Here is a 21,732-nt window from a genome sequence, read left to right as displayed (position 1 = left end):
CGGACAGGCCCTGGACGGACAGGACGGGGACCGTCACAGCATGAGCTCCGATCGGCGCCGGGGGTTGATGCGTTCCCGCCAGGCGCCCGCGAGGCCGGCGATGGCCAGGGTGGGCACGATGATGAACAGGCCGGGGAAGAGCGTCGGCCACCAGTGGCCCGCGAGGAGCGAGCCGCGCGCGCTCTGCACGAGGGTGCCCAGGCTGGCCTGGTGGGTGGGCAGGCCGAGGCCGAGGAAGGACAGCGCGGACTCGTGCCAGATGGCGTGCGGCACCATCAGGACGGCGGCGAGCCCGGCCTGCGGCAGGACGGCGGGCAGCAGGTGCCGCACGGCGACGCGCAGCCGGGAGGCGCCGCCGGATATCGCCGCGTCGATGTAGGGCCGCGAGCGCAGGGAGAGCACCTCGGCACGCACGATGCGGGCGGTGGAGAGCCAGTGCGTGAGCGCCACCGACACCACCACCGGCCACACGCCGGGGCGGAACATCGCGACGATGAAGATGCCGAGCAGCAGGTGCGGCACGGACGAGAAGACGTCGACGAGCCGCATGACGATCCGGTCCACCCAGCCCCCGGAGGCGGCGGCGAGGGCACCGACCGCGGTGCCGATGACGGTGGCGACGACGGCTGCCACGACACCGACGAGCAGGGAGACGCGCAGGCCGTAGACGCAGCGCAGCAGCAGGTCGCGGCCCACGTCGTCGGTGCCGAAGGGGTGCGCGGGTGACGGCGGCCGCAGCTTCGCGGCCAGGTCGACGGCCTGCTGGTCGAGGTCGGCGAGGGGCGGTACGACGAGGACGGCGAGGACGACCGCGGCGATGATCACCGCACAGGTGCGGACACGCCACGCGCGCGTGGAGCGGCGTGCGCCGCCGCGGGCGCGCCATGCGAGGTCAGCCATCGAAGCCCACCCTCGGGTCGGCGAGGCCGTAGAGGAGGTCGGCCACGAGGTTGCCGAGCAGCACCGCGGCCGTGGCGAGCGCGGTCAGCGCGGCGAGCAGCGGGAAGTCCACGGAGGTCGCGGCCTGCACGGTGGCCGCGGCGATGCCGGGCCAGCTGAAGACGGTCTCCACCAGGAGTGCCCCGGTGATCAGTTCGGGTACGCGTGAGCCGATGAGCGTGAGCACCGGGAGCATGCCCGAGCGCAGGGCGTGGTGGAGGAGGACGGTCCGTTCGGCGAGGCCACGCGCGCGTGCCCCGCGCACGGGGTCGTCGCCGAGCGCGTCGCCGACGCCTTGACGTACGTACAGGACGAACCAGGGCAGTTGGGAGACGGCGAGTACCCCGGCGGGCAGCACCAGGTGGCTCGCGACCTGGCCGGCGGTCACGGTGGAGCCGGCCGTGTCGGTCAGGCCGCCGGAGGGCAGCACGCCGAGTTTCAGCGCGAACAGCCAGACGGCGAGGAGGCCTAGCCAGAACGGCGGTGCCGCTTCGAGGAGGTAGGCGAGGGAGGTCACGGCGCGGTCGACGAGGCCGCCGGGGCGGCGCGCGGCGAGGACGCCGAGCGCCGTGCCGAGGAGGATCGCGACGAGGAACGCGGTGGCGGCGAGCAGCACGGACCAGCCGACGCGTTCGCCGATGACGTCGGCGACGGGCTGGCGCAGCGTGCTGGAGTCGCCGAGGTCGCCGGTGAGGGCGGAGGTCAGCCAGTCCCACCAGCGGGCGGCGGTGGGCCGGTCGACGCCGAGGTTGGCGCGCAGCTGGTCGAGGTTGTCCTGCGAGGCGGTGAGCCCGGCCGTGCCCGCGTACGCCTTGACGGGGTCGAACGGCGAGGCGGCGGCGACGGCGAAGACGCCGAAGGTGACGACGAGCAGCACGGGCACGGCGAACAGCGCGCGCCGTCCGGCGAGGCGGGCCATCGGCCCCCAGGGAAGTCGCCGGCGTGTGGCCTTCCCGGGGGTCTCGCGCAGCGCGGTGGTCACTTCTTCGGCTGCCAGTCCTCGACGTTCCACCAGGGGCCGGAGGCGAGGCCGTGGTCGTGCGGCTCGACCTGGGTGGTGAGGTTCCCGAAGCGCTTGTCGGCGACGTACAGGTGGTCGATGTGGGTGAGGAAGGTGTAGCCGGGGTTCTTCACCAGTTCGCGCTGGATGGTGTCGTAGGCGGCCTTGCGCTCGGCGTGGTCGCCGCTCTTGCGGGCGTCCTCGAGGGCCTGGTCGACCTTCTTGTTGTCGTAGTGCGCCATGTTGTTGAAGCCGTCGCCGGCGAGGGAGGACTTCAGGAGGGTGTACTGGTCGAAGTCGGGGTCGGCCGGGGAGCCGCCGCCGGCGAGGACGGCGTCCTTCGGCATGCGCGGCTCGATGACCTCCCAGGTGCCGGACCGCACCTCGACCTCGATGCCGAGCTTCTTGGCGTCGGAGGCGTAGGCGAGGGCGTGTTCCTGGCGGAGCTTGTCCCCGGAGAGGTACCAGAGCGGGAACGAGGCCGGGACGCCGTCCTTCTCGCGGACGCCGTCCTTGCCCGGCTTCCATCCGGCGGCGTCGAGGATCTTCTTCGCCCGGCCGGCGTCGAACTTGCGCTCGGTGCCCTTGGTGAACCACGGGCTGTCGGTCGGGACGGGCCCGTAGGCCTCCTTGCCGGCGCCGTCCAGGATCGAGTCGACCATGGCCTTGCGGTCGACGCCGATGTCCAGGGCGCGGCGGATCGCGGTGTCGCCGGCGACCTTGTTGCCGGTGGGCAGCGTCACCACGCGGTAGTCGAAGGTCTTGGCGGCGTAGGTGTGCTTGGCGCTGTCGCCCCGGTACTTCTGGGCCAGGTTGGGCGGCAGGATGGCTCCGTCCAGCTCTCCGGCGTCGAGCCGGGTGGCGCGGATGTCGTCGTCCTTGATGATCGCCATCGTGAAGTTCTTGATCTTCGGTGCGCCGCCCCAGTAGTGGGGGTTGGCCTTGAAGGTCAGCTTCTCGCCCTTGGACCACTTGACCAGCTCGTAGGGGCCGGTGCCGATGGGCTTGGTGGTGAAGGCGCCGGTGTTCACGTCCTGCTTCGCCGCGATGTGCCGGGGCGCGATGGGCAGGACGGTGCGCTCGGCGAACGGCGCGTAGGGGTACTTGAGGTGGAAGACGGCGGTGTCGTCGCCCTTGGCCTCGACGCTCTTGACGGCGTCCAGCTCGGTCTTGGAGGCGTTGTTCGTCTTCTTGTCGAGGATGGTCTCGTAGGTGAAGACGACGTCCTTGGCGGAGAAGGGCTTGCCGTCGCTGAACCTGACGCCCTCGCGGAGCTTGTACGTATAGGTCCTGCCGTCGTCGGTGACCTTGGGCAGGGCGGCCGCGAGGGCGGGCCTGAGCTTCATGTCGGCGTCGTGCGTGAGCAGCCCGTCGAAGATCTTCGAGTTGCCGTCCTTGCCGTAGCCGAGGAGCGGGCTGAGGGTCTCGGGCTCGTACGCGATGCCGACCACCGCCGAGTCCTTGGCGCCCCCGGCACTGTCACCCGGCGCCGAGCAGGCGGAGGCCGCGACGGCCGTGGCGACGGCCGCCGCCACGCCGGCCGCGCGCCGTATCGATCGGGCCCTCATGCTCCACACCCCTACTGAAGATCAACGGTTATTGCGAACGGCTCGCAATTATGCCTCACCCAAAGGGGTGGAAAACCCGCAGCCCGCACGCGGTACGTGCGGGCTGCATCGATCTCTTCAGGAGTGGATACGCAGGTCAGGGCGCCGGAAGCGCGACCAGTTCCGCCAGTGCCGCGCGGTGGTGCCCGGCCGTGCCGTAGGCGAGGGAATCGGCCTTGGCCCGCTTCAGGTAGAGGTGGACGGGGTGCTCCCAGGTCATGCCGATACCGCCGTGCAGCTGGAGCGCCTCCTCGGCGGCGCGCACCGCCACCGGTGCCGCGTAGGCCTGTGCCACCGCCGTCGCGAGGTGGGGTTCGTCGCTGCCCGTGGCCAGCGCGTCCGCCGCGTGGCGGGCGGCGGCGCGGGTGTTCACGACCTCCAGCCAGAGCTGGGCGAGGCGGTGCTTGAGCGCCTGGAAAGAGCCGACGGGCCGGTTGAACTGGTGCCGTTCCTTCACGTACCGCACGGTCTCGGTCAGGCACCACTCGGCGACACCGAGCTGCTCCGAGGCGAGGAGCCCCGCCCCGGCCCGCAGCCCTTGCCCGACGGGGAGGCGGGCGTCGGGGGCGAGGAGCCGCGCGCGTGCCCCGTCGAAGGTGACGGTCGCGAGGGGGCGCGTCAGGTCGAGCGAGGTCTGGGGGACGACGTCCACGCCGCTGTCGGCGGTGTCGACCGCGTGCAGCCCGCTCTCGGTGGGCACCAGGAGCACGTCGGCGACGACGGCGTCCGCCACGCCGGTCACCCGGCCGTGCAAGGCGCCCCCCGTCTCCCGTACAGGGAACAGGGTGTCCCCGTGAGCGTGCGACAGGGGCATGGCGAGCACGCCGATCCTGCGGCCGGAGGCGAGCGAGCCGAGCAGTTCACGCGCCGCCTCGCCCTCGCAGGCGAGCAGTGCCTCGGTCGCCACGACCGCGCTGGTCAGGTACGGCACCGGGGCGACGGCCCGGCCCAGCTCCTCCAGGACCACGGCCGCCTCGCGGTGCGTGGCTCCCTGGCCGCCCAGCTCCTCGGGGACCAGCAGGCCGGCCAGGCCCATGCCGTCGGCGAGGGCCTTCCACAGCGCGCGGCCGTGCGGCTCGGCGGTCTCGGCGCGGGCCAGCACGGACGCGGCGTCGCAGTGGTCGGCGAGCAGGTCGCGCACCGCGGAGCGCAGTGCCTCTTCCTCTTCGGAGTACAGCAGATCAGTCATCGCGCGAGGTCCTTCCAGGCGACGTCCTTGTCGGTGCGCGGCTCGGAGGGCAGGCCAAGGACGCGTTCGGCGACGATGTTCAGCAGGACCTCGCTGGTCCCGCCCTCGATGCTGTTGCCCTTGGACCGCAGGTAGCGGTAGCCCGCGTCGCGGCCGGTGAAGTCGACCAGCTCGGGCCGGCGCATCGTCCAGTCCTCGTACAACAGCCCCTCCTCGCCGAGGAGTTCCACTTCCAGGCCGCTGATCTCCTGGTTGAGGCGGGCGAAGCCGAGTTTCATGCCGGAGCCCTCGGGTCCGGGCTGTCCGGCGACGAGCTGCTGGCGCAGCCGCTCGCCGGTGAGCCGGGCGACCTCGGCGTCGACCCAGAGCTTCAGCAGGCGCTGGTGGAGGTCGTGGGTGCGCAGCTCGGGGCGCTCGCGCCAGGCCTTGGCGACGGGGCCGATCATGCCGCCCTCGCGCGGGATGCGCATGCCGCCGATGGAGACGCGCTCGTTCATGAGCGTGGTCTGGGCGACCTTCCAGCCCTCGCCGACCGCGCCGAGGCGGTGCGCGTCGGGGATGCGCACGTCGGTCAGGAACACCTCGTTGAACTCGGCCTCGCCGGTGATCTGGCGCAGCGGCCGCACCTCCACGCCCGGGTCGCTCATGTCGCACACGAAGTACGTGATGCCGCGGTGCTTGGGCACGTCCGGGTCGGTGCGGGCGATGAGGATCGCCCAGCGGGCGGTGTGGGCGCTGGAGGTCCACACCTTCTGTCCGTTGACGATCCAGTCGCCGCTCGCCTCGTCACGGATGGCGCGGGTGCCGAGCGCGGCGAGGTCGGAGCCGGCGCCCGGCTCGCTGAAGAGCTGGCACCACACCTCCTCGCCGGTCCACAACGGCCGCAGGAAGCGGCGCTTCTGCTCCTCCGTGCCGAAGCCGAGGACGGTCGGCGCGGCCATGCCGAGGCCGATGCCGATCCGGCGCGGGTCGTTGTCGGGCGCGCCCGCGTCCTCCAGCTCGGCGTCCACGACGGCTTGCAGGGAGGGCGCCAAGCCGAGGCCGCCGAGGCCCTCGGGGTAGTGCACCCAGGCGAGCCCGGCGTCGAAGCGGGCCTTGAGGAAGTCGGCGCGGTCGGTGGTGGCGGGCGGGTGCGCGGCGAGGAACTCGCGGGTACGGGTGCGCAGTTCGGCGGCGTCGGTCATGCGGCACCCCCGTGCGGCAGGACGGTCACGCGTCCGGTGGTGAGGCCGTCGGCGACGCGCTGCACGGCGGCGGCCGCGCCGGACATCGGCACGCGCTCGCTCACCAGGGGCCTGATGGCGCCCTTGGCGGCGAGTTCGGTCAGCTCCTGGTGGCAGCGCGCGATCGAGCGCGGGTCCTTGGTGTTGTACAGGCCCCAGTGCAGGCCCATGATCGCGTAGTTCTTCACCAGGGCGTGGTTGAGCGCGGGCGAGGGGATGGTGCCGCTCGCGAAGCCGACGACGACGATCCGGCCCTCGAAGGCCACGCACTTGGCGGACTTGGTGTACGCGTCACCGCCCACGGGGTCGTAGATCACGTCGGCACCGCGGCCGCCGGTGGCCTCCTTGACGCCGGCGACGATGTCGTCCGTACGCCGGTCGAGCACGACGTCGCAGCCGAGGTCGCGCGCGACCCGCGCCTTGTCCGCGCCGCCGACCACGCCGATGACCTTGGCGCCCGCCGCCTTGCCGAGCTGCACGGCGGCGCTGCCGACGCCGCCCGCCGCCGCGTGCACGAGGAGGGTCTCGCCCTCCTCCAGGCGGGCGCGCCGGTGCAGGCCGAACCAGCCCGTCTGGTAGCCGATGTGCAGGGCGGCGGCCTCGGCGTCGTCCAGCGCGTCCGGCGCGGGCAGCAGGGCGGCGGCGTCCGCGACGGCGTACTCCGCGAAACCGCCGTACGGCAGGGCGGGGTTGGCGAGCACGCGCCGCCCGTCCTCGGTCTCGCCGCAGATCTCCACGCCCGGTGTGAAGGGCAGCGGGGGCCTGACCTGGTAGTGGCCGCGGCAGAGCAGGGCGTCCGGGAAGTTGATGTTCGCGGCGCGGACCTTCAGGAGCACCTGCCCCTCGCCGGGCGTCGGGCGGTCCGTCTCCGCGAGGCGCATCACCTCGCCCGGCTCGCCGTTCTCGTGCACTTGCCATGCCTGCATGCGGGGCCTCCACGGGGGGTGTCGTAGACCTGGCTCGTGCGCATACTAAGCGGTCGCTTGCCGTGAGGGGAACCGCTGGTCGCCCTTGTCCTTCCGCGAGGGGCGTGCCTAATCGCCGGCGCCCTTCCGCGAGGGGCGTGCCTAATCGCCGGTGCCCTTCCGCGAGGGGCGCGCCCGTACGTGCATGCGCTCCCCCTGCGGCCCGAAGAGGCTGAGGAACTCCGCGCCTCCTTCACCCGTGGCCCCGAACCAGTGCGGGACGCGCGTGTCGAACTCCGCCGCCTCGCCGGGGCCGAGCAGTACGTCGTGGTCGCCGAGGATCAGGCGCAGCTTGCCGGACAGGACGTACAGCCACTCGTACCCCTCGTGGGTCTGGGGGGCGGGGGCCGGGGACGTGCGGGCGGGTTCGATCACCTTGTACGCCTGGAGGCCGCCGGGCTGGCGGGTGAGCGGCAGCATCGTGCGGCCGTGCCGCACGATCGGCTTGGCGCGTACGCGCGGGTCCCCCACCGGCGGGGCGCCCACCAGCTCGTCCAGGGGGACCTGGTGGGCGCGGGCGATGGGCAGCAGCAGTTCGAGACTGGGCCTGCGGTTGCCGGACTCCAGGCGGGACAGGGTGCTGACCGAGATGCCCGTGACGGCGGAGAGCCCCGCGAGCGTGGCGCCGCGCTCCTTGCGGATGCGGCGCAGCCGGGGCCCGACCTCGGTGAGGACCTGAACCATCTCCTGCGGCACTTCGCTCTCTTCACTCATGCCTCCATCATGGTGCCCAGCTTGCCGAAACAGCAATGCTCCTTGTCATTTCCGTGCCTTGCGAGCGAGGGTCTGAGTCATCGCGACAGCAGGCAGGCACAGGCTCAAGGAGGACGGGATGAACACGTGGAACAGGGCGATGGGGAACGAGGCGTACGAGGTGGTCGTGGTCGGGGGCGGCGCGGCGGGGCTGAGCGCGGCGCTCGTGCTCGGCCGCTCCCGCCGCCGGGTCCTGGTGGTCGACGCGGGCGCACCGCGCAACGCGCCCGCCGCGCACATGCAGGGCTACCTCTCGCGGGACGGCATGCCCCCCGCCGAGTTTCTCGCCGAGGGGCGCCGGGAGCTGGCGCGGTACGGGGTCGAGGTGGTGCGGGGCCGGGTGGCCGAGGTGCTGCCGGACGGCCGGGGCGAGTTCGGGGTGCGGCTCGCGGACGGCGGGGCCGTGCACGCGCGCCGGATCGTGCTGGCCACCGGTCTGGTGGACGAGCCGCCCGCCGTACCGGGCGTCGCCGGGCGCTGGGGCCGTGACGTGCTGCACTGCCCGTACTGCCACGGCTGGGAGGTGCGGGACCAGGCCTTCGGCGTGCTGGCCTCCGAGCCGTTCAACAGCCACCAGGCGCTGCTCGTCACGCAGTGGTCCAAGGACGTGACCCTCTTCCTGCACACCGTGCGGGAGCTGCCGGACGCGGAGTGGGAGCGCCTCGCGGCGGCCGGCGTCTCGGTGGTCGAGGGCGAGGTCGCGGGCGTGGAGGTCGAGGACGACCGGCTGACGGGCGTGCGGCTGGCCGATGGCCGGGTGGTGCCCCGCTCCGTCCTGTTCGTCGCCGCGCGGCCGGTGCCGAGCGACGACCTGCTCAGCGCGCTCGGCGCCGAGACGCGACCGACTCCGGTCGGCCCCTACCCGACCGTGGACGAGACGGGCCGCACCACCGTCCCCGGCGTCTGGGCGGTGGGCAACGCCGCGGGACCCATGGAGCAGGTGGTCAACGCGGCGTCCGCCGGCTACCGCGCCGGCGTCACGATCAACGCAGAGCTGGTCATGGCGGACATTGAGGCGCGGGCCGCCCGGCGCCGGGCGGGCGTCTTCTCGCCGGGGATGGAGGCGACGGCGGCGCGTGTGGTCGCGCGCGGCCGCGAACATGGGCTGGCGCGGTAGCGGTGGTGGGGCGGCTCCGGCGTGGGCTTCGACTTGGGCTTCGGCTTCGGCTTCGGCTTCGGCGTGGGCTTCGGCTCCTGAAGGGACTTACCGGCTCGGGGGCTCAGCGGCTGAACACCTCGAAGCCGACGGCCGGCCTCCCGCCGAAGCGGGGCGCCAACGCCTGGGCGTTGCCCGTCAGGAACGTGCGGCAGTACTTCTCCGGGTCCTCGTCCGTCAACGCCTCGATGTAGGTGCGGTGTTCGAGGAGGGAGGCCACCGAGCGGTCCAGCCCGGCCGAGGCGTCCGCCGCGTGCGTGGGTGTCGCCGAACCGACGACGGCGACCCACCGCACGCCGTTCCAGGGCTCCAGGCCCTGCTCCGCGATCAGTTCGGGGAAGATCCAGCGGTTGCCCGCGTCCGACGCGGCGTCGAGCGTGGCGCGGCCCACCGCGACGTGGTCGGGGGTGTTCCAGGCGACGCCGCCCCAGGTGTCGCGGTGGTTGAGCGTGATGACCAGTTCGGGCCGGTGTCTGCGGATCGCGGCGGCGATGTCACGGCGCAGTGCCGTGCCGTACTCGATGACGCCGTCCCTGTGGTCGAGGAACTCCACCGTCTCGACGCCGACGACGGCCGCGCTCGCCCGCTGCTCCCGCTCGCGCAGCGGGCCGCAGGTGGCGGGGTCGATCGTGTCGATGCCCGCCTCGCCGCGGGTCGCCAGGACGTAGGCGACGTCGCGGCCGGCGTCCGTCCAGCCGGCGATGGCGGCCGCGCAGCCGTACTCCAGGTCGTCGGGGTGCGCGACGACGGCGAGCGCGCGCTGCCAGTCCTCGGGCATGGGGGTGAGCTGGACGGGCGCTGCGGCCTCGGCTGCGGTCTGCGACTCGGTCATGATCGCAGCCTAGCCAAGACCACTGACAACGGCCGTCCCCCCAGCGCCCGTCAGCGCCCTGTCCCGCTCCTCACGCCTGTCCGCGCAGGAGGGCGAGGAGGCGGTCGAGGACCCTCGGGCCGCCGACCCGCAGGCCGTCGTGCTCGAACTCGTCCGTGACCCAGGTGCGCAGCCCCCGTACGGCGCGCGCGGTGCTCAGCGAGTGCTCCGTGTCCACGTACAGGTCGTCGTGGTAGATCGCGGCGGCGACCGGCACCTCGTTCGCCGCGAGGCGGTCCACGTCGTACAGGCGCGGCCAGTCGCTCCGCGCGGCGATCAGCTCGGCGCTCTCGCGCAGCGGGCGCAGCGCCGGGTCGCTGTCGAACATCCAGCGCTGCACGGCCTCGCCGGTGAACAGCAGCGGTTCGTCGCCCGCGAGGGTCTTGCCCGCGTCGAACCGCGGGAATTCGGCGCGCACCCGCTCGGCCGCCCAGGCCGTGGGCCGCTCCCCCTGGGCGTAGATCGCCTCGTGCAGCACGGCGTAGAGCGGGTTGCCCGCGTACGAGAGGAGGGCCTGCACGTTCTCCTGGAAAGCGTCGCTCAGTGCGGTCCCCGAAGGCGTGCGCACGAAGGCGTCCTCCATGAGGTAGTGCAGGCGGTGGCTGCCGTCGCCCGTGCCGAGCAGGATGCCGAGGGACTGGAAGGCGGGAACGGTCAGCTTGTAGCCGCCGCTCAGGACCGGCTCGTGTTCGGCGAGATACGCGGCGATGCGGCGGGCGCGCTCGACGTCCTGGGGGTAACGGGCGTAGTGCGCGGCGCTCTTGCGCGCCATCCGCGGGTAGGCCGCGCGGTACACGGCGTCCGCGTCGCCGTCGAGGGTCGGCAGCCCACCGGTGATGAGCGCGCCGGCCAGGCCTTCGGGCGCCACCGACAGGTAGTGCGTGGCGCAGAAACCGCCGAAGCTCTGCCCGAGGACGGTCCAGGGGGCGCCGCCCGTCACCTCGGAGCGGACCGCCTCGCAGTCGCGGACGATGGAGTCGGCGCGGAAGTGGGCGAGGTAGTCGGCCTGTTCGCGCGGCCCGCCGCGCAGGGGCAGCGTCTGGCGGTTGGCGGGCGTGGAGCTGCCGGTGCCGCGCTGGTCCAGGAGGAGGACGCGGAAGTCGCGCAGGGCGCGGTCCAGCCAGGACTCCCTGCCGTGGAAGCGGGTGGCCCCGAACCCCGGGCCGCCCTGGAGATACACCAGCCAGGGCAGCTCCGCGCCACCGCGCGCCGCGGGCACGACCTCGCGCGCGTAGAGCTCTATCCGCTCCCCCGCCGGATCGTCGTGGTCGAGCGGAACACTGAAGCGCCGGTCGGTGAGAACGACTCCCGGCTGGCGGTACGAGACGGTCAAGGCTGCTCCTGGACTGGACACTGGGGTTGCGAGGCTGGTCTTGTGCCCCAGTCCAGCACATCAGGGGGCCGGCCGGGCCCCTGGCCCGAGTGCGGCGCGGTCCCATGCCCCGTCCCGCTGCCGGTACCCCCTCCACCGTGCCGGGGGTGAGGCGGCCGTCGGGGTCCTTCGTGCCGCGCACCGGCTGCGCCGACTGACCGCCGGTGACTCCCACCCCATTTCCGCCCCGCGTACGCTGCATCCATCCGATGACCAAGGAGGGGGAACTCGCGATGCGTGTCGCTCTGTTCCTGACCTGTGTCAACGACACGCTCTATCCGGACACGGGCCGTGCCGTGGTGAAGCTGCTGACCAGGCTGGGAGTCGACGTCGACTTCCCGATGGCGCAGACCTGTTGCGGGCAGGCGCACTACAACACGGGCTACCGCCATCAGGCGGAGCCGCTCGCCCGGCACTTCTCCGAGGTCTTCGGCTCGGACGCCTATGACGCGATCGTGACGCCGTCCGGTTCGTGCGGGGCGATGGTGCGCGAGCTGTATCCCCGCATGGGCGAGCGGGCGCGCGCGGAGGGCCGGGGGGACGCTCTGGCGCGGCGGCTGGCGCCGGTGGTGCCCAAGACCTTCGAGCTGACCGAGTTCCTGGTCGACGTCCTCGGTGTCGTGGACGTCGGGGCGTATTACCCGCACAAGGTGACGTACCACCCCACCTGTCACGGCCTGCGGAGCCTTGGACTGCGCGAGCGGCCCGCCCGGCTGCTCCAGGCGGTGAAGGGACTCGAACTGGTCGAGCTGCCCGGCGCCGAGGAGTGCTGCGGCTTCGGCGGCACCTTCGCCGTGAAGAACCCCGACGTCTCGGCGGCCATGGGCGCGGACAAGGTGCGGCACGCCGAGTCGACCGGGGCCGAGGTGCTGTGCGCGGCCGACAACTCCTGCCTGATGCACATCGGCGGCACCACGGCCCGGCTCAGGAGCGGGGTGCGCCCCGTCCACATCGCGGAGATCCTGGCGAGCACGGAAGAGGAGCCCCTGTCATGAGCGGCGGCACATTCGTCGGCATGCCCGCCTTCCCCGAGGCGGCCCGCGAGGCGGTGAGGGACAAGACCCTGCGCGCCAACCTGCGGCACGCGACGCACACCATCCGCGACAAGCGTGCCAAGGCCGTGGCCGAGCTGGCGGACTGGGCCGAGCTGCGCGAAGCGGGCCGGCGCATCAAGGACCACACACTGCGCCGTCTCGACCGCTATCTGGTGCAGCTGGAGGAGTCCGTCACCCGGGCCGGCGGCACCGTGCACTGGGCGGCCGACGCCGACGAGGCGAACCGGATCGTGGCGGACCTCGTCGTGGCGACCGGCGAGCGGGAGGTCGTCAAGGTCAAGTCGATGGCGACGCAGGAGATCGGGCTCAACGAAGCGCTGGAGGCCCAGGGCATCCGCGCCTACGAGACGGACCTCGCCGAGCTCATCGTCCAGCTCGGCGAGGACCGCCCCTCGCACATCCTCGTCCCCGCGATCCACCGCAACCGCGGCGAGATCCGTGACATCTTCCGCGAGAAGATGGCCGACTGGGGCCGGCCCGCCCCGCAGGGACTGACCGACACCCCCGCGGAACTGGCCGAGGCCGCCCGCCTGCATCTGCGGGAGAAGTTCCTGCGCGCCAAGGTCGGCGTCTCCGGGGCGAACTTCATGGTCGCCGAGACCGGCACCCTGGTCGTCGTGGAGTCCGAGGGCAACGGCCGCATGTGCCTCACCCTCCCCGAGACGCTGATCTCCGTCGTCGGCATCGAGAAGACCATCCCCACCTGGCGCGACCTGGAGGTCTTCCTCCAGACCCTCCCCCGCTCCGCCACGGCCGAGCGCATGAACCCCTACACCTCGATGTGGACCGGCACCACCGACCAGGACGGCCCGCGCACCTTCCACCTGGTCCTGCTCGACAACGGCCGCACCGACACCCTCGCCGACCAGGTCGGGCGCCAAGCACTGCGCTGCATCCGCTGCTCGGCGTGCCTGAACGTCTGCCCGGTGTACGAGCGGGCGGGCGGTCACGCCTACGGCTCGGTCTACCCGGGGCCCATCGGCGCCATCCTCAGCCCCCAGCTGCGGGGCACCGGCAGCGAGATCGACGCCTCCCTGCCCTACGCCTCCTCGCTGTGCGGCGCCTGCTACGAGGTCTGTCCCGTCGCCATCGACATCCCCGAGGTCCTCGTGCATCTGAGGGAGCGCGTCGTGCAGGGCGGTGAGGTCACCCGGCGCGGGGTGAAGGTGACGCTGAAGCCGGCGAAGGGGCACGCGGCGGAGCGGGCCGCGATGCGCGCGGCGGGTATGGCCTTCGCCCGCCCGGGGGTGCTCCGGCTCGGCCAGCGCCTCGCCTCCCGCACCCGCCGGTTCCATCCGCGTACGCTGCCGGGCCCCGGGCGGGCCTGGAGCGCCACGCGGGAGCTGCCGAAGGTCCCCCCGGAGCCGTTCCGCGACTGGTGGCAGCGCACGCGGGGCGGCACGAGTGAAGGCACGACCGGGGACACGACCGAGGGGAACGCCGGGTGAGCAGCAGGGACCGGATCCTGGGCCGGGTGCGGCGGGCGCTGGCCGATGTGCCGGCCGACGACACCCCGTACGAGGAGGCGGTGGAGCGCTCGTATCCGCGGGAGCACGGCGGGCGCACTGTCGCGCAGAGCGTCGACCTGCTCGCGGAGAACCTGGCGGACTACCGCGCGCTCGTTCATAGGTGCGCCGACGCCCAGTTGCCCCCACTGCTGGCGCGCCTGCTCGCGGGGCGCGGCTCGCGGACCGTCCTCGTGCCGCCGGGCCTTCCTCCGTACTGGCTGGAGGCCGGAGACGTCACCCTCGTCGGCGACCGGGCGGCGAGCACCGCGCGGGAGCTGGACCGGGTGGACAGCGTCGTCACCGGTTGCGCGGTCGCCGTCGCCGAGACCGGCACGCTCGTCCTGGACGGCTCCCCGGACCAGGGGCGGCGGCGCATCACCCTCGTCCCCGACCACCACATCTGCGTCGTCCGCGTTCCGGACCAGGTCGTCTCGTCCGTGCCGCAGGCCCTCGAACGGCTGGCCCCGGACCGGCCGCTCACCTGGATCTCGGGGCCCTCCGCGACCAGCGACATCGAGCTGGACCGGGTCGAGGGAGTGCACGGGCCGCGCACCTTGGAGGTGGTGTTGGTGAGCGGTGAGTGACGGGCGCGGCTAGCGTGAGGACATGATCCGGTTCGAGCAGGTGACCAAGCGCTATCCGGACGGCACGACGGCCGTGGACGACCTCTCCTTCGAGGTCGCCGAGGGTGAACTGGTCACGCTGGTGGGGCCGTCCGGCTGCGGCAAGACCACGACGATGATGATGGTGAACCGCCTCATCGAGCCCACCTCGGGCCGCATCTTCGTCAACGGCGAGAACATCGCCGAGGTGGACCCGGTCCACCTGCGCCGCCGCATCGGCTACGTCATCCAGCAGGTCGGCCTGTTCCCGCACCGCACGGTCCTCGACAACACGGCGACCGTCCCCGCGCTCATCGGCTGGAAGAAGTCCCGCGCGCGGGCCCGTGCGGCGGAGCTGCTCGACCTGGTGGGCCTGGACCCGAAGACCTTCGGCTCCCGCTATCCCGAGCAGCTCTCGGGCGGTCAGCGCCAGCGGGTCGGGGTGGCACGGGCGCTGGCCGCCGATCCTCCGGTGCTGCTGATGGACGAACCGTTCGGGGCGGTCGACCCGGTGGTGCGGGAGCAGTTGCAGGACGAGTTCCTGCGGATGCAGGCGGCCGTGCGCAAGACGGTGCTGCTCGTCACGCACGACATCGAGGAGGCCGTCCGGCTCGGTGACCGCATCGCGGTGTACGGCAAGGGGCGCATCGAGCAGTTCGATACGCCGGGAGCGGTGCTGGGGACGCCGAGGACTCCGTATGTCGCGGAGTTCGTGGGCGCCGACCGTGGATTGAAGCGGCTGTCGGTCACCGAGATCCAGACGGACGACCTGGAGGCGCCGCCGATCGCCCGCCTGGACGAGCCGGCCGCGCAGGCGGCGGCGCGGCTGCGCGAGGAGGAGGCCCGCTGGGCGGTCGTCCTGGACGCGAGCGGTGATCTGCACGGCTGGGTGGGCGTCGACGAGGTCGCGCTGGCCGGTACCGGGGGCACGGTGGGCGATCTGGCGCACCGCATGAACTCCTGGGTGCCGGTCGGTGCCCCGCTCAAGCAGGCGTTCGGGGTGATGTTGCAGCACGACGCGGGCTGGGTCGCGGTTCTCGACGGGGCGCGCTTCCTCGGCGTACTGACCCCGGCGAAGCTGCACGAGGCGCTGCGCCGTTCGGTGGACGCGGACGCGCAGGGCGTGGCACGCGACGAGGTGGAGTTCGACTCGGTCGCCGACGCGTAGGCATGCCGCCGGTCGGCCGGTCTCGCGCCGCCACTGGCCGCCTGCGGCTGGTCGCGCGGTTCCTCGCGCCTCTCGCGGAGCGCTACAGCAGCCCCTTGTCCTCCAAGTAGGCCCGTGCCACGTCCTGGGGCAGCCGCCGCCAGCTGTCGACCTGCTCGTTCATGGCAGCGAGGTCGGCGGTCGTGAGGACGGAGTTGAGCCGTCCCAGCGCGGCCGCGACACCCTCGCTGCCCGCCTGGGAGCGGTTGACCACGGGCACGATGTAGTCGGCGTTCTGCAGGTGCTTGTCGTCCTCCAGGAGCACGAGGCCGAAGTCGTCGAGGGTGGCGTCCGTGGACGTGGTGAGCACCATCTGGTCCTGTCCGCTCTGGACGGCCTTCTTGGCCTGGGTCGTGCCGACGCCCTTGGGGTCGACGCCGGTGAGGTCGATGCCGTAGACCTTCTTGAGGCCGGGGGCGCAGTAGGGGCGCTGGACGCATTCGTCGCCCGCGGCCAGGCGCACCTTCAGGCCGGACCTGCCGAGGTCGCCGAGCGTCTTCAGGCGGTGCCGGGCGGCGTACGGGGCGGCGACGGCGAAGGCGTTCTGGTCGACCGCCTTGCCCGGGTCCAGGACGGTCAGGCCGCGCGGCGCGGCGAGCCCGCGCAGGGCCTTCATCGTGGTGGCGAGGTCGGGTGAGCCGACGGGCGGTGCGCCGGCGCCGTTCTTCTTGGCGTTCAGCCAGTCCGCGAACGTGGCCGCGTACTCGGGGACGACGTCGATCTGGCCGGATTCCAGGGCGGGTTCGTAGAGCTCGCGGTTGGCGACGGAGAGGATCCGTGTGCCGTAGCCGGCCTTGTGCAGCAGCAGCGCGTACATCTGGGCGAGCAGGTCGGACTCGGTGAAGCCCGCCGAGCCGACGACGAGGTTCTTGCTGTCGCCGGGCGGTGCCGTCACCTCGCCCCGGTTCTCCAGCGAGGGCCCGGACGCGCAGCCCGCCACCAGCACGAGCAGGGCGGCCCCCACGGCGGCTCCGGGCCGCACGGACCACGCCCGCCGCGCTCGGGGGCGCCCCCGCCCCATCCGGTGCCCTCGCCACATCCGGTGCCCCAGCCGCATCCAGTACCCCCGCGGCACCCGGTCCGCCGGTGGCACCCGGAGCGCCGGTGGCATCCCGTGCGCCCGCAGCATCCGACGCGCCCGTCTCACCCGGCGCTCCCGCGACCCCGCGTCCACCCGGGCGCGATCCGCTCGGCCACCTCGAAGACCCCCTCGACGAGCAGCGCGAACACGGCGACGAGCACGGCGCCCGCCACCACCTGCGGGGTGCTCGCGAGGTTGAACCCGGCGGTGATGATCCGGCCGAGGCCGCCGCCGCCCGCGAGCGCGGCGATGGTGGCGGTCGCGACGAGCTGGACGGCGGCGATGCGGACGCCGCTCAGCACCAGGGGCAGTGCGAGCGGCAGTTCGACGCGCCACAGCATCTGGCGTCCCGTCATCCCCATGCCGCGCGCCGCCTGCACGACACCCCGGTCCACGCCGCGCATCCCGACGTAGGCGTTGGTGAGCAGCGGGGGCACGGCGAAGAGCACGAGGGCGACGACGGTCGGGCCGTCGCCCCATGTGCCGAGCGGGGTCAGCAGGAGCAGGACGAGCACCGCGAAGGTGGGCACGGCGCGGCCGACGTTGGAGAGGTTCACGGCGAGCGCGCCGCCCTTGCCGAGGTGGCCGAGGACGAGCGCGACCGGGAGGGCGATAAGACAGCTGATCAGCAGGCAGGCGAGGGTGAGGACGAGGTGTTGGGTGAGCCGGTGCCAGATGCCGTCGTCGCCGGCCCAGTGCGCCGGGTCGGTGAGCCACGCCCAGGCGTCGCCGAGGGTGTTCATGGGCGGGCCGTCCGGGCGGCTCTCTCCCAGGGGGTGAGGAGGCGCTGCACGCCGAGCAGCAGCAGATCGGCGGCGACGGCGATGACGACGCAGAGCACGGAGGCGGTGAGCACCTGGGCCTTGAAGTAGGTGTTCATGCCGGCGTAGATGAGGTTGCCGAGCCCGCCGAAGCCGACGATGGCGCCCACGGTGACCAGGGAGACGGCGGAGACCATGGCGATGCGCACCCCGGCCATGGCGGCGGGCAGCGCGAGGGGCATCTCGACGGTGAGCAGGAGCCGGATCGGGCCGTACCCCATGCCGCGTGCGGCCTGCCGGGTGTCCTCGGGGACGGCTCGCAGCCCGGCGAGGATGTTGCGGACGAGCAGGGTGAGCGAATACAGGACGAGTCCCGCGACGACGAGCGACGCGGAGAGGCCGTACACCGGCAGCAGCAGCGAGAACATCGCGAGCGAGGGAATGGTGTAGAGGACCGTGGTGAGCGCGAGGACCGGGCCCGCCGCCCACGACCAGCGGCGGGCGAGGACGGCGAGCGGCACGGCGACGACCAGCGCGAGCGCGACGGAGAGCGCGGTCAGCTGGAGATGCTGGACGACCGCGTCGACGATGATCTGGCGGCGGGTGCTCAGATACTCGCCGCAGATCCATTCGTTGCGCGCGAGGCAGTCGTCGGGAGGCGCGGTCACCCGTCCATTGAAGGCCGGGGCGGCGGGTGACGGCGCGTTCTGGTGACCCGAACGGGCGGGCACGCCTACGCCTGCCACACCCTCGCCGACCCCTCTCGGACCTCCGGGCCATCCGGGCGCGGGCACCTTCCGTACGCACGCCCTACGCGTCGGCGCCACGGACGGCGCCGACGGCCTCAGCGCGACACGAGCAGAGCCACCAGCCGTTCCGTCTGCTCCCGGGGGTCGGGCACACCGGCCCAGCCGGTCATCAGCAGATGGTGGACGGTGCCGACCAGCGCGAGCGCGATGGCGGCGGTGTCCGTGCCGTCGGCGAGGCGGCCGAGGCGCAGTTCGGCGTCGAGGTAACCGGTGAGCGCGTCCTGGATCGAGGCGAAGCCCGGTGCGCCCGCCGCCATCGCCTCGCGGAGGGTCCGGGAGGTGGCGTGGCTGGTCATGGCCAGGCCCACGACCCCCGGGTCGAGGGAGTTCAGGAGCGAAAGGGCGACCCCCATGAGGTTGCCCGCCACCGTGTCCCGGCCCGCGCGCGCGGGCAGCTTCGCCGCCTCCCGCGCGGTGCGCGCGAACCGGTCGAGCACCAACTCGGCGACGAACGCGTCCACTCCGCCGAAGTGCGTGTGCAGCACCCCCTTGGCGCACCCCGCCTCCCCCGTGATGGCCCTGCTCGTCAGGGCGGACGCCCCGTCCCGGGCGACGATCCGCTCGGCGGCGTCGAAGAGCCGCTCCCGCAGGTCGGGGATGGCTACACCGCGCGGTGCCATGGTCTCTCCTCGGTGTGCGTCGACCGCCCCTTGCCAGTATGGGCGCTCGCCCATACTCTTTGGGCGAGCGCCCATACTAGTCGTGTGCAGGCGCCTCGACCATGAGGGGGCAGACGCATGGGCAACACCTTCGACACCACCGGCACCACCGGCACCACCGGCACCGCCAACGCCGAACAGGCGCAGGCCTGGAACGGCTACGAGGGCGAGCACTGGGCCCGCAACCAGGACCGCTGGGACGCGGTGAACGCGGGTCTCAACGACCCGCTCCTCGCCGCCGCGGCGATCGGCGGGCAGGACCGCGTCCTCGACGTCGGGTGCGGCGCCGGCCAGACGACCAGGCTGGCCGCGCGCAGGGCGAGCGGCGGTCACGCGCTCGGCCTGGACCTGTCGGCGCCGATGCTGGAGCGCGCACGCCTGAGCGCGCTCCAGGAAGGCCTCGACAACGTCTCCTTCGCGCAGGGTGACGCCCAGGTGCACGCCCTGGGACAGGGCGCCTTCGACGTCGCGATCAGCCGCTACGGCGTGCTGTTCTTCGCCGACCCGGTGGCCGCCTTCGCCAACATCGGGTGCGCGTTGCGCCCCGGCGGGCGCGCGGCGTTCGTCTGCGGCGCGTACGCCGAGGGCAACGAATGGCTGCGGGCCTTCGCCGCGTTGGGCGACCTGCTCCCTGTCGGCGGTTTCGGTGCGCCAGGCGGGCCGGGCATGTTCTCCCTGGCGGACGTGGACAGGACACGCGGGCTGCTGTCCGCCGCCGGGTTCGCGGACATCGGGGTGACGCGCGTGGAGGCGTACGGCACCTGGGGGCGGGACGCCGCCGACGCGGCGGGCTTCCTCCTGGACAGCGGCCCCGGACGCCATCTGATGGGCCAGGTACCGCCGCGGACGCGGGAGTGCGCCCGGCACCGGCTCACCGAGATCCTGCGCCCCTACGAACGCGACGGCGCCGTACGCCTGCTCAGTGCGGCCCTGCTGGTGACCGCCGTCCGAGCGGCCTGAGGGCCCCCGCAGTCACCCGGCAGGCACCCGGCGCGGAGGGCGGCCCCGGTCAGGCCCGTGCCGGAGCCCGGTCAGGTCAGCAGGTCCGTGACGAACTTCCGCAGCCGGCCGCCGCGCACCGGCCGCACCCCGTGGATGACCTGGGCGCCGTAGGCGAGGGCGACGCCCGCGGCGACGTCCGTCACCCACCGGGTGCGATCCGCGTCGGCCAGCCACCCGGGCACGCCGTGGTGCGGGCCGCTCGCGGGCCCGGAGGCGTGCGGCATGCTCCTGGTCAGCGGGGTTCCCGGCAGGAAGTTCTCCTTCTCGCCCACCACCTGCCCGCTCCAGACGCTGTCGTCGGCCGTGGTCTCGACGTAGAACTCGCCCCCGCTGTCGGCCTCCTCCAGTAGGACGCCGATCCTGCCGAGGCGGCAGTGCTCGGCCTCCGGGTCCGGGATGCCGTCGACGTGCGTCGGCACGCAGCGGCCGGCCGTCAGTTCGGTGTAGCCCCAGGGGGCGGCGGAGCGGAGGGACGGAATGGCGCGGCGCAGAGTCGGCATCGCCCTGGCGGTGGCGTGCCGGAGGATCTCCTCGGCCTGCGGCGGCACCGCCACGACCTCCGCCTGGAAGCGCGGGCTCCAGTCCGCGAGGTGCGGATCGGCGTCCATGATCTTGCTCAGGGACGCCAGCTCCTCGCGGGTGAGGAAGCCCTCGACGCTCTGCAGTACGAGGGACTCACTGATGTGGATCACGGACGTCTCCCGGGTCGAAGGTGCCGTAAGTGACGCACCGTCAACCCTCCGCGCGGAGGGCGGCCCGGTCCATGGCCCGGCACGTCGGGCGGGAGCACGAGGGGCGGTCGCGGGGAAGGGCGCGACGCGGGTGTGCGCCGGTGAGCGCCTGCTGCTTTCGGCCGACCCGCGTATACCGTTCGAGGCAGTCGCCGTCTCATCAGGAGGTCCCTCATGCAGATGCTGATCAACGTTCCCGAGACAGTCGTCGCCGACGCGCTGCGCGGCATGGCCGCGGCGCACCCGGAGCTGACGGTCGACGTCGAGAACCGCGTGATCGTCCGCAGGGACGCCCCCGTCGAAGGGAAGGTCGCCCTCGTCTCGGGCGGCGGCTCGGGGCACGAGCCGTTGCACGGGGGGTTCGTGGGACCGGGGATGCTGTCGGCCGCCTGCCCCGGGGAGGTCTACACCTCGCCGGTGCCGGACCAGATGGTGCGGGCCGCGGCCGCCGTGGACAGCGGCGCGGGCGTGCTGTTCGTGGTGAAGAACTACACGGGCGACGTGCTCAACTTCGACATGGCCGCCGAGCTGGCCGAGGACGAGGGCGTGCAGGTGGCGAAGGTGCTCGTCGACGACGACGTGGCCGTCACCGACAGTCTCCACACCGCGGGGCGCCGCGGCACCGGCGCCACCCTCTTCGTGGAGAAGCTGGCGGGCGCCGCGGCCGACGCGGGCATGCCGCTGGAGCGGGTCGAGGCGATCGCCCGGCGGGTGAACGAGAACGCGCGCAGCTTCGGGGTCGCCCTCAGCGCGTGCACCACGCCGGCCAAGGGCGGCCCCACCTTCGACCTGCCCGCCGGGGAGCTGGAACTGGGCATCGGGATCCACGGCGAGCCGGGGCGCGAGCGGCGTCCGATGATGACCTCCCGCGAGATCGCCGACTTCGCCGTGCACGCCGTACTGGACGATCTGCGCCCGCGCAATCCCGTACTCGTGCTGGTCAACGGCATGGGGGCCACTCCGCTCCTGGAGCTGTACGGCTTCAACGCCGAGGTGCAGCGCGTGCTCGTGGAGCGGGGCGTCGCGGTGGCGCGCACGCTCGTCGGCAACTACGTGACCTCGCTGGACATGTCCGGGGCGTCCGTGACGCTGTGCCAGGTGGACGAGGAGCTGCTGCGGCTGTGGGACGCGCCGGTGCGCACGGCCGCGCTGCGCTGGGGCGTCTGACCCTCCGAGAACCGCGGCCCACCCGTGCCCGTGCGCCCGTGCGCCCGCCCGCCCGGCCGTGCACCCTGGGACCAG

The 21,732-nt window shown here is 73.1% G+C and carries 21 protein-coding genes; 7 read left to right on the top strand and 14 right to left on the bottom strand.

Annotated elements, in window-relative coordinates; translation table 11 throughout:
• Window positions 1-33: 33 nt before the first annotated feature.
• From ABZ385_RS26215 to ABZ385_RS26185, 7 genes are all read right to left on the bottom strand, one after another.
• Window positions 34-900 carry an ABC transporter permease gene (locus ABZ385_RS26215; RefSeq protein ID WP_358913498.1) on the bottom strand — a complete coding sequence of 289 codons (867 nt, stop codon included), beginning with the start codon at window positions 898-900 and terminating at the stop codon, window positions 34-36.
• Window positions 893-1,858: an ABC transporter permease gene (locus ABZ385_RS26210; RefSeq protein ID WP_358699498.1), complete on the bottom strand. Its 966-nt coding sequence runs from the start codon at window positions 1,856-1,858 to the stop codon at window positions 893-895. The genes ABZ385_RS26215 and ABZ385_RS26210 overlap by 8 nt, the downstream gene beginning before the upstream one ends.
• Before the next feature lie 59 nt (window positions 1,859-1,917).
• Complete coding sequence (locus tag ABZ385_RS26205) at window positions 1,918-3,507, bottom strand: ABC transporter substrate-binding protein (protein ID WP_358578726.1); 1,590 nt, start codon at window positions 3,505-3,507, stop codon at window positions 1,918-1,920.
• 136 nt (window positions 3,508-3,643) lie between these two features.
• Window positions 3,644-4,735, bottom strand: coding sequence for an acyl-CoA dehydrogenase family protein (locus ABZ385_RS26200; RefSeq protein ID WP_358913496.1), 1,092 nt, complete (start codon window positions 4,733-4,735; stop codon window positions 3,644-3,646).
• Window positions 4,732-5,919, bottom strand: coding sequence for an acyl-CoA dehydrogenase family protein (locus ABZ385_RS26195; protein WP_358913494.1), 1,188 nt, complete (start codon window positions 5,917-5,919; stop codon window positions 4,732-4,734). Before ABZ385_RS26195 ends, ABZ385_RS26200 begins: the two co-directional genes overlap by 4 nt.
• Window positions 5,916-6,884 (bottom strand): NADPH:quinone oxidoreductase family protein, encoded by a 969-nt coding sequence (locus tag ABZ385_RS26190; RefSeq protein WP_358578720.1) that lies wholly within the window; start codon window positions 6,882-6,884, stop codon window positions 5,916-5,918. The genes ABZ385_RS26195 and ABZ385_RS26190 overlap by 4 nt, the downstream gene beginning before the upstream one ends.
• A gap of 141 nt (window positions 6,885-7,025) precedes the next feature.
• On the bottom strand, window positions 7,026-7,637 hold the full coding sequence (locus tag ABZ385_RS26185) for an XRE family transcriptional regulator (protein ID WP_358701430.1): 612 nt from the start codon (window positions 7,635-7,637) through the stop codon (window positions 7,026-7,028).
• 118 nt (window positions 7,638-7,755) lie between these two features.
• On the opposite strand from ABZ385_RS26185, the gene ABZ385_RS26180 reads away from it, so the two are divergent.
• Entirely contained in the window at window positions 7,756-8,793 is a 1,038-nt protein-coding gene (locus ABZ385_RS26180; RefSeq protein ID WP_358578715.1) for an NAD(P)/FAD-dependent oxidoreductase, read from the top strand.
• Window positions 8,794-8,896: 103 nt separating this feature from the next.
• On the opposite strand, the gene ABZ385_RS26175 is transcribed toward ABZ385_RS26180, so the two are convergent.
• Window positions 8,897-9,664 carry a PIG-L family deacetylase gene (locus ABZ385_RS26175; protein WP_358913492.1) on the bottom strand — a complete coding sequence of 256 codons (768 nt, stop codon included), beginning with the start codon at window positions 9,662-9,664 and terminating at the stop codon, window positions 8,897-8,899.
• A 70-nt stretch (window positions 9,665-9,734) separates the two neighbouring features.
• Window positions 9,735-11,036, bottom strand: a complete 1,302-nt coding sequence (locus ABZ385_RS26170) for an alpha/beta fold hydrolase (RefSeq protein ID WP_358913491.1) — start codon at window positions 11,034-11,036, stop codon at window positions 9,735-9,737.
• Between the two features lie 272 nt (window positions 11,037-11,308).
• Here ABZ385_RS26170 and ABZ385_RS26165 point away from each other — a divergent pair, with 272 nt between their 5' ends.
• From ABZ385_RS26165 to ABZ385_RS26150, 4 genes are read left to right on the top strand one after another with little or no spacing between them, the layout of a single operon-like run.
• Entirely contained in the window at window positions 11,309-12,070 is a 762-nt protein-coding gene (locus ABZ385_RS26165) for a (Fe-S)-binding protein (protein WP_358913490.1), read from the top strand.
• Window positions 12,067-13,578, top strand: coding sequence for a LutB/LldF family L-lactate oxidation iron-sulfur protein (locus tag ABZ385_RS26160; protein WP_358913488.1), 1,512 nt, complete (start codon window positions 12,067-12,069; stop codon window positions 13,576-13,578). The genes ABZ385_RS26165 and ABZ385_RS26160 overlap by 4 nt, the downstream gene beginning before the upstream one ends.
• Window positions 13,575-14,222: an LUD domain-containing protein gene (locus tag ABZ385_RS26155; RefSeq protein WP_358913487.1), complete on the top strand. Its 648-nt coding sequence runs from the start codon at window positions 13,575-13,577 to the stop codon at window positions 14,220-14,222. Before ABZ385_RS26160 ends, ABZ385_RS26155 begins: the two co-directional genes overlap by 4 nt.
• A 22-nt stretch (window positions 14,223-14,244) precedes the next feature.
• Window positions 14,245-15,408, top strand: coding sequence for a betaine/proline/choline family ABC transporter ATP-binding protein (locus ABZ385_RS26150; RefSeq protein WP_358578703.1), 1,164 nt, complete (start codon window positions 14,245-14,247; stop codon window positions 15,406-15,408).
• 82 nt (window positions 15,409-15,490) lie between these two features.
• Here the strand turns inward: ABZ385_RS26150 and ABZ385_RS26145 are convergent, their stop codons facing one another.
• The 4 genes from ABZ385_RS26145 to ABZ385_RS26130 all read right to left on the bottom strand — a co-directional run bounded on the left by ABZ385_RS26145 (window position 15,491) and on the right by ABZ385_RS26130 (window position 18,718).
• Complete coding sequence (locus ABZ385_RS26145; RefSeq protein WP_358913485.1) at window positions 15,491-16,411, bottom strand: ABC transporter substrate-binding protein; 921 nt, start codon at window positions 16,409-16,411, stop codon at window positions 15,491-15,493.
• Between the two features lie 179 nt (window positions 16,412-16,590).
• Window positions 16,591-17,271 carry an ABC transporter permease gene (locus ABZ385_RS26140; RefSeq protein ID WP_358578699.1) on the bottom strand — a complete coding sequence of 227 codons (681 nt, stop codon included), beginning with the start codon at window positions 17,269-17,271 and terminating at the stop codon, window positions 16,591-16,593.
• A complete protein-coding gene (locus ABZ385_RS26135; protein WP_358578696.1) occupies window positions 17,268-17,957 on the bottom strand; it encodes an ABC transporter permease in 690 nt (229 codons plus the stop codon). The genes ABZ385_RS26140 and ABZ385_RS26135 overlap by 4 nt, the downstream gene beginning before the upstream one ends.
• Before the next feature lie 176 nt (window positions 17,958-18,133).
• The gene (locus tag ABZ385_RS26130; protein ID WP_358913483.1) at window positions 18,134-18,718 is read right to left on the bottom strand and encodes a TetR/AcrR family transcriptional regulator; all 585 of its coding nucleotides are present in this window, start codon (window positions 18,716-18,718) and stop codon (window positions 18,134-18,136) included.
• A 117-nt stretch (window positions 18,719-18,835) separates the two neighbouring features.
• Between ABZ385_RS26130 and ABZ385_RS26125 the strand changes: the two genes are divergently transcribed.
• Entirely contained in the window at window positions 18,836-19,717 is an 882-nt protein-coding gene (locus ABZ385_RS26125; protein ID WP_358913481.1) for a methyltransferase domain-containing protein, read from the top strand.
• Window positions 19,718-19,788: 71 nt separating this feature from the next.
• Here the strand turns inward: ABZ385_RS26125 and ABZ385_RS26120 are convergent, their stop codons facing one another.
• Entirely contained in the window at window positions 19,789-20,451 is a 663-nt protein-coding gene (locus ABZ385_RS26120) for a hypothetical protein (RefSeq protein ID WP_358913479.1), read from the bottom strand.
• A 213-nt stretch (window positions 20,452-20,664) separates the two neighbouring features.
• Between ABZ385_RS26120 and dhaK the strand changes: the two genes are divergently transcribed.
• On the top strand, window positions 20,665-21,657 hold the full coding sequence (dhaK, locus tag ABZ385_RS26115; protein ID WP_358913477.1) for a dihydroxyacetone kinase subunit DhaK: 993 nt from the start codon (window positions 20,665-20,667) through the stop codon (window positions 21,655-21,657).
• The last annotated feature ends 75 nt before the right edge of the window (window positions 21,658-21,732 follow it).

This window comes from Streptomyces sp. NPDC005898, assembly GCF_040629635.1.
GTDB lineage: Bacteria > Actinomycetota > Actinomycetes > Streptomycetales > Streptomycetaceae > Streptomyces.
The sequence above is the reverse complement of the archived record's forward strand: the minus strand, read 5'-3'. Positions and strand labels throughout refer to the sequence as shown.